The sequence below is a fragment of the Paenibacillus sp. FSL H8-0317 genome (genome assembly GCF_045040685.1).
Lineage (GTDB): Bacteria > Bacillota > Bacilli > Paenibacillales > Paenibacillaceae > Paenibacillus.
Genome location: NZ_CP150294.1, coordinates 187,648 through 199,741, shown reverse-complemented (window position 1 = coordinate 199,741; position 12,094 = coordinate 187,648). Strand labels below are relative to the sequence as shown.

At 45.6% G+C, this 12,094-nt stretch carries 8 protein-coding genes and 1 other RNA gene; 1 reads left to right on the top strand and 8 read right to left on the bottom strand.

What is annotated here, in order from left to right; genetic code table 11:
- Positions 1–70 precede the first annotated feature (70 nt).
- Complete coding sequence (locus tag MHB43_RS00960; protein WP_405131114.1) at positions 71–1,516, top strand: recombinase family protein; 1,446 nt, start codon at positions 71–73, stop codon at positions 1,514–1,516.
- Between the two features lie 87 nt (positions 1,517–1,603).
- Here MHB43_RS00960 and MHB43_RS00955 read toward each other — a convergent pair whose 3' ends face one another.
- The 8 genes from MHB43_RS00955 to tpiA form a co-directional block, all read right to left on the bottom strand.
- Positions 1,604–2,608, bottom strand: a complete 1,005-nt coding sequence (locus MHB43_RS00955) for a hypothetical protein (protein ID WP_405131113.1) — start codon at positions 2,606–2,608, stop codon at positions 1,604–1,606.
- Positions 2,609–2,760: 152 nt separating this feature from the next.
- Positions 2,761–3,123: a transfer-messenger RNA gene (gene ssrA, locus MHB43_RS00950) on the bottom strand.
- A 599-nt stretch (positions 3,124–3,722) separates the two neighbouring features.
- Positions 3,723–4,205, bottom strand: a complete 483-nt coding sequence (gene smpB, locus MHB43_RS00945) for an SsrA-binding protein SmpB (protein WP_036674736.1) — start codon at positions 4,203–4,205, stop codon at positions 3,723–3,725.
- A 260-nt stretch (positions 4,206–4,465) separates the two neighbouring features.
- Complete coding sequence (rnr, locus tag MHB43_RS00940; RefSeq protein WP_339181129.1) at positions 4,466–7,258, bottom strand: ribonuclease R; 2,793 nt, start codon at positions 7,256–7,258, stop codon at positions 4,466–4,468.
- Between the two features lie 562 nt (positions 7,259–7,820).
- Entirely contained in the window at positions 7,821–8,054 is a 234-nt protein-coding gene (gene secG / locus MHB43_RS00935) for a preprotein translocase subunit SecG (RefSeq protein WP_062837740.1), read from the bottom strand.
- 212 nt (positions 8,055–8,266) lie between these two features.
- Positions 8,267–9,553 (bottom strand): phosphopyruvate hydratase, encoded by a 1,287-nt coding sequence (gene eno / locus MHB43_RS00930; protein WP_062837741.1) that lies wholly within the window; start codon positions 9,551–9,553, stop codon positions 8,267–8,269.
- Between the two features lie 239 nt (positions 9,554–9,792).
- A complete protein-coding gene (gene gpmI, locus MHB43_RS00925) occupies positions 9,793–11,337 on the bottom strand; it encodes a 2,3-bisphosphoglycerate-independent phosphoglycerate mutase (protein WP_047841461.1) in 1,545 nt (514 codons plus the stop codon).
- Position 11,338: 1 nt separating this feature from the next.
- A complete protein-coding gene (gene tpiA, locus MHB43_RS00920; protein WP_405131112.1) occupies positions 11,339–12,091 on the bottom strand; it encodes a triose-phosphate isomerase in 753 nt (250 codons plus the stop codon).
- Positions 12,092–12,094 lie beyond the last annotated feature (3 nt).

The following is a 12,094-nucleotide window of genomic DNA, read 5'->3' as shown; positions in this document are numbered from 1 at the left end:
CAGATAAGCCCTTCGGGGCTTTTCTTTACCGCCAATAACCGAACATACATTCTCAAAAGGAGCGAGTAAGATGAAAGCAGCCCTATACATCCGCGTAAGTACAGACAGACAGAATGAAGAGGGATTCTCCATGGAAGCGCAACATGATTTACTTATGGAGCTGCTGGAGAAGAAAGGATTGGAGCTATACCGTGTCTATTCCGATCCAGGGATCAGTGGTAGAACAATTAAAAAGCGGCCAGGTATTCAAAGACTAATTGAAGATATGAAAGCTGGAAAGTTCGATGCTGTATTGATTCATAAGTTAGATCGACTCAGCCGCAACCTAGGGGACTTGTATGACTTTATTGCCATGATCAATAAGCTGAATAAGCGGTTCGTTGTAGCGTCTCTGGGGAGCGAGGAAATTGACACACAATCGCCAATGGGGAAAGCTTTCCTTTACTTTAACGGAATTTTTGCTGAGATCTATTCCGATAACCTTCGAGAAGAAACCTTAAAGGGACTCACAAAGAAAATGGAGAACGGTGGCTTGCATATGTCCAAGGCTCCGCTTGGATACGACATAGAGGTCATTGATGAAAAACGTCAGTTAGTCGTAAATGAATATGAGTCGGAGCTAATCAAAGAGGTATTCCGGCTGTACCTTGCTGGCAAAGGGGTTGTGTCCATAGCGAAACATATGAATGGGCACAGTCGTGGAAAAGAAGGTGGAGTGTGGGACAGCAAGTATGTAAGGATCGTACTGCAGAACCATACTTACACCGGTCATAATCACTTCAAGCCGGTACTGTGGGAAGAATCCAAAAGGATCATCAAACCTGGGGAACATGAAGCAATTATTTCTATGGAGGATTTTCTGAAGGTACGTAAGATGATGGAACGTCGTGGAGAGAATCACATGAGCAAGCATAGTTATGATTATCCTTATGGAGGAATTGTTAAGTGTGGATTGTGTGGAGCCACTTACATCGGTAATGCATCGAGACAGACACTTGCTGATAAAACAGTACGAGTATATAGAAGCTATCGTTGCCGAAATCAATATTCTAATAAAACTTGTGACGCTCCTGGAATCTCAGAACCTCACCTGCAGCAACTCATTTTCGAACGATTACAGATTACCAATAAAAAGCTTCAGGACAAAAAAACGAACGCTCAGGCCAAGAGTGACCAGCGCATGTTACAGAAAGAAATTGAGGTTTCCAATCGACGCAGGAAAAACTGGATGCTCGCCCTGGGTGATGGAAAACTGTCTCCTGATGATTATGCCAACTTGATTGATGACGAGGAAGCAAGAATGAAGGCAATCACTGCTCAGTACGAAGAAAAAGAGGATTATTACATCAATGAGCTGACAACCGAAGAAATAAAAGACATGATGGCCAACTTGAAAGAAAACTGGGTCCTCATCGAAGCGGAAACGCAAAAGCTGCTTGTGCAATCTATGTTTCGCCAAGTTGTAATAAAAAAAGAATCAGATCGGTGGACTATCATTCAGATGCTCACCGTCTGATTCTTTTTTTTGTTGATTTCAATTCACACGCTCCCAAGTAGATCGAGACAATAACAGATTATATAGTCTTTTTTGAAGAGACTTGTACTACGATTTTATTTCGGTAGCGAAATTATTAAGTGCATTTTTCGTTCTTTGTTCCAGTAATTGATTATCAATTTTATCTTGAATTTGTTTGAACACAATTAATATTGCCGTTTCTAACACAGGGAACATCGCTGAGGCTTCCTTTTCATCCAGTTCATGAATTCCCGCACTTAGAAGCCCATATATATTAGAATTATTATCTGTAAGGAAGGTCGGAAGATATTCTTTCAGTAAGTTTATTTTCTGTTTCATTTGCATATCTCTAAATTCTTTTTCGCTTTTCCCAACCGTTGTTTGAACGTCCTCAAAGACTCTAATTATTACCTTTTCAAACACTCTCCTCAGATATACGTATGCAGCAACTGCCATTCCACTAGCATTCATATTAGAAGCTTTTAGAAAGTCTTCGTGACAATCTAGCTTTCTCATTATTTTTTTGTATTTGTCTATCTCAGGTCTTGTAAATGCGCTCAAAGATGGAAATTGACCAATCTTCTGAAATTCCAACTCGCTCTTTACTTCGTCTAATTTCAACTTGTAAATAAATATAAACTCGTGATTGGAATCGTGTGTACATTTTATTACCTTTGTAAAAGTCTTATACTTTAATAACATTATTATTCTTATACGCATTGTTATTTCAACCATTGATACATCCGTGTCCCTATGTTTCAATTGATCTTCATTAACTGAATCTAACAGGCTCTCTGATAACTCTTCTGCCTCATCTATTTTAAATCCGAATCGATAAGGCTCTAAAGAGTTATTTCGCTTACAGTTAGGACAGTATCCAAAAAATTTGCCTTCCCAGTTCAGAAAATCCACAAGATGTTTGAAGTCATCAGAATAATGCCTTTCATGAACATTCATATAATTGTGAGGGTAGTCCCAAAGAGTCTGAGTTATCTTTTGTGTGAAGTTATTAGTGTTAATGCATATTTTCTGATATAAACCTAACTTGAAAAGTAGATCTTCAAATGAATATTCTTTAAAATTCCTTCTCACAACATCTTCCCCCTCTTTCTCATTCTTGAAAAACATTTTATATGTAAGTTATAAAAAAAGAATCAGATTGCTGATGTTCCAGCTACCTGATTCTTTTTCACTTGGAGTTACCTAAACGCCTTCAACATAGTACTTACTCATTAAGTACCATCTTGGAGGCGAGGGGAGTCGAACCCCTGTCCGAAGATAACGGCACATAAGCTTCTACGGGTGTAGTCACAGTTTTGATGTCACCCGAGTATCGCCCCGTAACCGGCTATACGTTGGGTCAGCCTGATTGTCTTCTTCAGCACACCCCAGGCGGAGATGTGACAGCGTATCCCACTACTTGTTAGCCCCTATCCCTGTCACATGGGCGATGCAGGGTAGAAGCACGCACACAGTTTCTTAGGCTGCGAAAGCGTAGTTTGTTTGTTGTTTGCCGTTTAATAGGCTTTAGCGTTGATAAAGCGGACGCGTCCCCACTACCCGCTACCCATGCTCGAACTATCCCCGTCGAATCCATAAACGCCCCCTCAATGAAGAAGGGCTCCAGGATTAATCCGTGAATACGGAGCAAAGGTGCTGCACATCTTTTTTCCTCCAAGGTAAAAAGATGCTTCTTTCAAACTCGGCATTCCTGTCTGCTACATGAGTAATCATAACATAGAGCAGCAAGCCGATATAGTACAGATTGTTGGAAAACGTTCCAACAGGCTGAGCACAGATACAAAGTTATCCAATATAACAGGCTCAATCGTCTACATATTATACCGCGTCACCAATCGGAAGTAAAGTTTACCATTTACCCAGATCGGATCACGAACAACGGCACCTAAGTATCTTACCCACGATTCAGTCAACTTACGCAACAGCTGATAATTTAGATTCATCACCGCACTAAGCTCCATGCTCCTAGCAGTTTTCTTAGTCACACATCAATAAAAATCAGCCCACTGCACACTTCAGCTATTCACATCACATCCCCTTTCTACTAATATAATAAAAAAGCCTCAATTTTGCCCATTGCAGGGCAAACCTTGGGACTCCTTAACTCATACATCAATCTTCCTAGCTCCATCACAAAAACTAACTTATACACCTAAAGTAAGGCTTTTCACGCACATCGTTCCACTTAACGTGCAACCTTCTGCTTCTCGCGCAGTACCCGTTGGATATCACGTTGAGCATCGCGCTTCGCGGCAGTTTCACGTTTGTCGTATTGCTTCTTACCTTTACCCAGTCCGAGCAAGAGCTTTGCGTAACCATTGCGGATATAGATTTTCAGCGGCACAATGCTGTACCCATCCTGTTTCGACAGCCCGAGCAGCTTGTGAATCTGCACTTTATGCATCAACAACTTGCGTGTACGTGTCGGATCGAGTGGATTATTTCGGTTCCCTTGTTCAAAAGGACTAATATGCATATTGTGAATATGAATCTCACCGTTTCGAATCGTGGCAAATGCGTCACCAATATTCGCACGGCCGTTACGAAGAGATTTGATCTCCGTTCCGGTAAGCACCATGCCCGCTTCATACGTATCTTCAATGAAGTAGTCATGGGAAGCCTTTTTATTCTGTGCAAGCACTTTACTCTGTCCATCATTCTTGCCCATGTCCTCACTCCTTCTCCGTAAAATAAGCCGGTACCATGCTCTATAGCAACGCACCCAATGTTGCACCAAGGTACCACGTGCCAGACCTTAATTGTAGCAAGTACGGCTGTTAAAATCAAGAAAGAGGCGACCTCTGCCGCCCCTCCTCATTACACCACTTTCAGACTGTGCGAAACAACACACCGGCTGAAGTGACTATTTTCTCCAACGCTTAACCTGGAGGAACGAATTGTAATCCATTTCTCCAAGTTACGTTAGCTTTATTTTTTCTTTTTCCGTACAAAAGCTGCCGTACCGTTACCAGCTGCACCTTTGCTCTTCTTCCGCTTGCGTCGTGGTGCTCCACCTTCCTGAGCGCCACCAGGAGTTGCATTCTCTCCAATAAATACGCCGCTCGGCGAAGTGTTTTTGCGTCCACTTCCGCCTTTGCCACCTTTACCGCCGCCCTTGCCGGACTTAAAGCTTCCTTCACCGCGACCGCTGCCGCTGTTCAGGCCACTTCCTTGTCCACCGGTTGAACTACTATCCGATCCACCCGATGTAGAGCTATATCCGCCTTTACCTGAGCCAAAACCAAAGCTCAACGCGCCTTTGCCCCGGCCAGTTGATCCACCAGCATCACCCGCACGACGCTCACCTTTAGGTTTGCCGCCTTTGCCTGCGTAGCCACCGGATGAGCCTGCGCCCGCACCTGCACTCGCTGCTCCACCGCGACCGCCACGTCCACCTTTGCTGCTCTCTTCCGTTGATCTGGCACCACGGTTGGCTCCAGCAGCAGATGAGCCTCCTTTGCCGTCACGTGAACCGCTGAAACCACCCGGTCCACCCTTGGCACCGCCGCGTCCGCCGCCGCTACTAGGACGTCCACCTTTACCGCCACGTCCGCCACCGAAGCCGCCAAGACGTTCACCGCGAGGTTTCATATCCACCATTTCAAAATCAATCGTATACTCTTCCATGCTTACACGTGCCACACGAATCTTCACTTCATCACCGATGCGGAAGACTTTCGAGGTACGTTCACCAATCAGAGCCATATGCTGATCGTCAAAATGGTAATAATCGTCCGTGAGCGCACTCAAGCGAATCAGACCTTCAACCGTGTTCTCCAGTTCAATGAACATACCAAAGCTGGTCACACTGCTGATCATACCTTCGAACTCTTCGCCTACTTTGTCGAGCATGTACTCGGCTTTTTTCATTTTCTCCGTATCCCGCTCAGCTTCTACCGCCACACGTTCACGTTCCGAAGACTGTTGCGCAATATCGGACATACGTGCTGCCAAATATTCCTGACGATTCTCCGGCAAAGCACCATTATTTTCAATGACTTCGCGAATCACCCGGTGAATGACGAGGTCGGGATATCGACGAATTGGAGACGTAAAGTGACTATAGAATTCTGCCGCGAGGCCAAAGTGACCTGACATTTCAGAATCATACTTCGCCTGTTTCATCGAACGGAGCATCATTGTACTAATCACGGTTTGTTCTTTCGTTTCTTTGATATCCTCAAGCAACGATTGAAGCGCCCGTGGATGAATCGCATTGCCACGTCCTTTGACCTGGTGTCCAAAATTCGCCGCAAAGGCGAGGAAATTTTGCAGTTTCTCCTGATCCGGGTCTTCGTGTACACGATAAATGAACGGAACCTTCAACCAGTGGAAATGCTCTGCCACTGTTTCGTTCGCTGCCAACATGAATTCCTCAATGATTTGCTCTGCAATCGAACGCTCCCGTTTTACGATATCTACCGGTTTGCACTCTGCGTCCACAATGATTTTCGATTCTTCAAAATCAAAGTCAACCGCACCACGGCGCATACGCATCGCACGCAACTTCAAAGCAATCTCTTTCATCAGATGGAAATCATCTACCAGATCCTTATAACGCTCGAGCAATTCCGGCTCTTCACCTTCAAGGATTTTACGGACATTGGAATACGTCATCCGCTCTTTGGTTTTGATTACACTTGTGAAAATGTCATGTTTCACAACCTTCATCTGGTCGTTAAACTCCATTTCACATGACAGTGTCAGGCGGTCTACCTGCGGGTTCAAACTACAGATCCCGTTGGACAAACGCTGTGGTAACATCGGAATAACCCGATCCACCAGATACACACTGCATCCACGGTTGTAAGCTTCCTGATCCAGCTTGGAATTCTCCTGCACATAATAGCCAACGTCAGCAATATGAACACCCAGACGATAGTTACCGTTAGGCAGCTTCTCTACGTTAACAGCATCATCCAGATCCTTGGCATCTTCGCCATCAATCGTGACAATGTTAAGTCCGCGCAGATCACGGCGACCCTGTTGTACGATCTCTTCATCCGTGATGGAGTCTGGTGCTTTCTCCGCTTCTTCTACCACTTCATCGGGGAAGGCTTCAGGCAACTGATGCTTGCGAATGACGGACAAAATATCAATACCCGGCTCATCCTTATGACCGAGAATCTCGATCACTTCACCCTCGGCCGCCGCACGACCCTCCGGATAGCTGACGATCTTTGCTACGACCTTCTGTCCATCAACCGCCCCAGCAAAGTTGGTACGCGGGATGAAAATATCGCGATTAATCCGTTTGTCATCCGGAATGACAAATCCGTACACTTCATGGCTTTGGAACACACCAACGACTTGTGTTACAGCACGAGTAACAATGCGAACGATCTCACCCTCCAGGCGACCGCCAGAAGGTCCTTGAGACGTGACTTTAACCAGTACCGTGTCACCATTCATCGCACTTTTCATATCATTGGCATGAATGTACACATCCGGGTGCTCCCGATCCTCGGGGATAAGGAAAGCAAAGCCTTTGGCGTGAGCCTGTAAACGTCCGCGTACCAAATCCATGCGCTCTGGCATGCCATAGCGATTGTTACGGGTCAGCAAAACTTTACCGGATTCCTCCAGCGTATTAAGCATAATCAAAAAGGCTTTGAAATCAGCTGCATCTTCAATAGCGAAGTGCTGTTCCAACTCCTGATAAGTCATGGGTTTATAAGCGGTTTCCCGCATGAAGTCGAGCAATTGTTGTTCTGTTATCATTAATATATTCACCTCGGGAAACATAAAAGTGTAAGCAATCTCATCTCTTTATGTATCGGAATTATTACCATTTTCATGCAATGCAATATCACTGTTGTAAAGAGCGTAGTAGTGCAACCATACTATCTCATACCCTAGTATACACGAATTCAATCCGGCCCATCCGTACCTCGCAAAAAAACCACAGTTTGCCAAGCGCTCCACTAAAATCGCGCTTTCACGTATCTCTACAGACATTTTATGCGATACACGTGCTGTGCGCATCTGGAAAAGGACGACATGCGAAAATTTTCTGTACACATGGCATTCATTATAGGGAGTGAGTTCGCGTAACGAATAAGCGAGGGACATACCATACATGATAGGGGTGTATTGCATATTAAGGAAGGAAAACCGAAACAGAAGTGAGAAGAAGACCGAAAATCATGGAGTCTATAGATTAGATTGTTGGAAAAGTTTGGACGCGTAAGAATTTATTAAAAAACCCCCGTTTCTTCACGAAACGAAGGTTCCTCAATTAAGCCATTAGCTTAAGCTATTCATTGAACAGCAGTTCCGAATCTTACTTGGAAACCACCGTAACAATAATAGACAAAATCATAAATCCTGCACCCAGTACCACCGTTGCACGTTGCAGGAAGAGATCCAATCCGCGCGCTTTCGTTTTACCGAAAAGATGTTCCGCACCACCGGAGATGGCACCCGCCAAACCAGCGCTTTTCCCGTGCTGCAGCAATACTACAGTGATTAGACCGATCGAGAAAACAACGAGCAGCAATTTCAAAGCAATATCCATTCTTTCCACCTCCTACCCATGTGGGCATAACATCTCACCATAAAAACAGTTACTTTAATTGTAACATAGCTATGGTTGTACTACAAGTAGTACAGTTTATACAATGCCCTAAATTTCACCATCTGCGTGATCCTTACGTTATATCATTACTCCGTCTTAATAAAAAAGACAAGCCGGTTACCCGGCTTGCCCGTAAAAGCTGTAGATCCAGCTTATTTTTTAAGGTTGTAGAATCCTTTAAGACCATTGTATTGAGCCAGTTCACCCAGTTGATCCTCAATGCGGAGCAATTGGTTGTACTTCGCAATACGGTCTGTACGGGAAGGAGCACCCGTTTTGATTTGACCAGCGTTAGTTGCAACAGCGATATCAGCGATTGTGCTGTCTTCGGACTCACCGGAACGGTGGGAGATTACAGCTGTGTATCCTGCGCGTTTAGCCATTTCGATTGCATCAAATGTTTCAGTCAATGTACCGATTTGGTTAACTTTGATCAGGATGGAGTTACCGATACCTTCGTCGATACCTCTGCCCAGACGCTCAGTGTTTGTTACGAACAGGTCATCACCAACGAGTTGTACTTTGTCGCCCAATTTCTCAGTGAGCAATTTCCAACCATCCCAGTCATCTTCAGACATACCGTCTTCGATTGTGATGATTGGGTATTTCTCAACCCATGAAGCCAGAAGGTCAACATACTCAGCGGAAGTGTAAGATTTACCTTCACCAGCAAGTGTGTACTTACCATCTTTGTAGAACTCAGTGGAAGCAACGTCCATACCCAGGAATACGTCAACGCCTGGTTTGTAACCAGCCTTTTCAATTGCTTCGATGATTGTAGTGATTGCTTCTTCGTTTGAACCAAGGTTCGGTGCGAAACCACCTTCGTCACCTACAGCTGTGTTCAAGCCTTTGGAGCTCAATACGGATTTCAGGTTGTGGAAGATCTCTGCGCCTACGCGAAGAGCTTCTTTGAAGCTTGGTGCTCCAACTGGAAGAACCATGAACTCTTGAACGTCGATGTTGTTGTCAGCATGCTCACCACCGTTGATGATGTTCATCATTGGTACTGGCAGTGCTTTAGCGTTGAATCCGCCCAGGTAAACGTACAATGGCAGGTCCAGAGCGTCAGCAGCTGCGCGAGCTACTGCCATGGATACAGCCAGGATTGCGTTAGCACCCAGTTTACCTTTGTTTGGCGTACCATCCAAAGTAATCATCAATTTGTCGATACCCAGTTGATCCAATGCATCCATACCGATAACTTCTGGAGCGATTGTTTCGTTTACGTTTTTAACAGCTTGCAGAACGCCTTTACCGAGGTAACGGGATTTGTCGCCATCGCGAAGCTCAACGGCTTCGTGGGCACCAGTGGATGCACCGGATGGAACGATTGCGCGTCCGATTGCGCCGGACTCCAGGTATACTTCAACTTCTACTGTAGGGTTACCGCGGGAGTCGAGGACTTCGCGAGCGTACACGTCAGAAATAATAGTCATTTGTGATAATCTCCTTTATAGTTGGGATTTAATTTTTTGGAGCAACTTGTGTTTGCCCTTTTTCACTACGTCAGCAGAATCGTCTTCTGATCGCTGTTATCGCCTGATTTCTTTGAACTTATTTTCATAAGTTGAAATCATGTGATAAAGGCGAACGCGTTGCTTCTTCAGACTATTTCTGCTGCCTTCGTTCAATGTGCAAACGCCAAGCCGCCCAATTATATATCTTGTTACGTAACTTATTTGCGGGTAGCGATGACGGATGTACCTGTCATCTCAGCTGGTTTAGGCAATTGCATCAGGTCAAGGATCGTTGGCGCAATATCCGCCAGGATTCCGCCTTCACGCAGGGTTACATTGGCATCCGTAACGATGAATGGAACCGGGTTCGTTGTATGAGCTGTGAACGGACGTCCTTTCTCATCGAACACCATATCCGCGTTACCATGATCCGCAGTGATCAGTACAACGCCGCCTTTGGCAAGTACTGCATCCACAACACGGCCCATGCACTCATCGGTTACTTCAACTGCTTTGATGGTAGGCTCCAGCATGCCGGAGTGTCCAACCATGTCAGGGTTAGCAAAGTTCAGAATGATGGCGTCATGTTTGTCTGCTTCGATCTCACGAACACATGCATCAGCCACTTCATACGCGCTCATCTCTGGTTGCAGATCATACGTTGCAACTTTTGGTGAGTTGATCAGTACGCGAGTTTCGCCCGGAAGCTCCACATCACGACCGCCGCTGAAGAAGAAGGTAACGTGCGGGTATTTCTCAGTTTCTGCAATACGCAGTTGTTTTTTATTGTTCTGTACCAGAACTTCACCCAGGGTGTTGTCGAGGTTCTTCGGCGAATAAGCCACATAACCTTCAACCGTCTCGCTGAACAAAGTCAAGCATACAAAGTGCAAGCCCACAGGGAACTTCGGACCACGATCGAAACCGCGGAAATCCTGGTTTGTGAATACTTGCGACAACTGGATCGCACGGTCAGGACGGAAGTTGAGGAAGATCACGGAATCGCCGCTCTCTACCAAACCTACCGGCTCACCATCCGCTTTGACGATAACCGTTGGTTCAACGAATTCATCAAATACGGACTTCTCATACGATTCTTCAACCGCTTTGAGTGGGTCAGTGTATTTTGGTCCATCTCCATAAACGATGGCGCGGTATGATTTCTCAACCCGTTCCCAACGTTTGTCACGGTCCATCGCGTAATAGCGCCCTTGAACCGTTGCGATTTTACCTACACCAACTTCTTCAATCTTAGCGATCAGCTTCTGCATGAAGTCTTTACCACTGTCTGGCATCACATCACGGCCATCCATGAAGGCATGAATATATACATCGTTCATTTCTTCTTTTTTGGCCAGATCCAGCATAGCAAACAGGTGGTCGATGTGACTATGTACGCCGCCATCGGACAACAAACCGTAGAGATGAAGCTTTTTGCCGCTTTGTTTTGCTTCGCGAACCGCTTTGACAAGTGTTTCATTGTCGTAGAACTCGCCGTCACGAATGGATTTGGAGATACGGGTCAAATCCTGGTATACGATCCGGCCGGCACCAATGTTCAGGTGACCTACCTCGGAATTTCCCATTTGCCCTTCTGGCAAACCTACAGCCTCACCGCAAGCAGTGAGCGTTGTATGTGGGAATTGGCTCATGAAACGGTCATAGTTAGGTTTCTTGGCTTGCGCTACCGCGTTGCCTTCCACCGTGTTACGAAGACCAAAGCCATCCATGATGATCAGTGCTACAGGTTTTGGAGCTGTCATCTTACTTCGCCCCCTCAACAAGCGCGATGAACGAAGCCGGCTGCAAGCTGGCACCGCCAACAAGTGCGCCGTCGATGTCGCTTTGTCCGAGGTATTCTGTTACGTTCTCTGGTTTAACACTGCCGCCGTATTGAATACGAACTGCATTCGCAACCGTCTCGTTGTACAGATCCTTCACCAGCGTACGAATGTAAGCAATAACTTCATTCGCATCTTGGGAAGTGGAGGATTTGCCTGTACCAATCGCCCAGATTGGCTCATAAGCGATAACAACTTGTGCCGCTTGCTCTGCAGACAGACCTGCAAAAGCAGCTACTGTTTGCACTTTGCATACGTCTTTTGTTTGGTTCACTTCACGCTCTTCAAGCGTCTCACCAAGGCAGAAGATTGGAGTCAATCCGTGACGGAATGCTGCATGCAACTTTTTATTGACAGTCTCATCGGTTTCCGCAAAATATTGACGGCGCTCCGAGTGACCAATAATGACATAATCCATACCCAGGTCTTTCAGCATCACGCCGCTGATTTCACCTGTGAATGCACCGTTATCTTCAAAATGAAGATTTTGTGCACCAATTTTGATGTTTGTGCCTTTAACAGCTTCTACCAGGGATGGCAGATTTGTAAACGGTGCGCAGATTACAGTTTCCACGCCTTCAACTTCCGCTTTTCCTTTAACTTCCTGAATGAAGTCATTGGACTCGGAAACCGTTTTGAACATTTTCCAGTTACCTGCGATAATCGGTGTTCTCATGGG

Excerpts from the sequence above, each read along its gene's own strand:
- MHB43_RS00960 (WP_405131114.1), top strand. The coding sequence starts at position 71 with ATGAAAGCAGCCCTATACATCCGCGTAAGTACAGACAGACAGAATGAA.
- smpB (WP_036674736.1), bottom strand. The coding sequence starts at position 4,205 with ATGGGCAAGAATGATGGACAGAGTAAAGTGCTTGCACAGAATAAAAAG.
- rnr (WP_339181129.1), bottom strand. The coding sequence starts at position 7,258 with ATGATAACAGAACAACAATTGCTCGACTTCATGCGGGAAACCGCTTAT.
- secG (WP_062837740.1), bottom strand. The coding sequence starts at position 8,054 with ATGGATATTGCTTTGAAATTGCTGCTCGTTGTTTTCTCGATCGGTCTA.
- eno (WP_062837741.1), bottom strand. The coding sequence starts at position 9,553 with ATGACTATTATTTCTGACGTGTACGCTCGCGAAGTCCTCGACTCCCGC.
- gpmI (WP_047841461.1), bottom strand. The coding sequence starts at position 11,337 with ATGACAGCTCCAAAACCTGTAGCACTGATCATCATGGATGGCTTTGGT.
- tpiA (WP_405131112.1), bottom strand. The coding sequence starts at position 12,091 with ATGAGAACACCGATTATCGCAGGTAACTGGAAAATGTTCAAAACGGTT.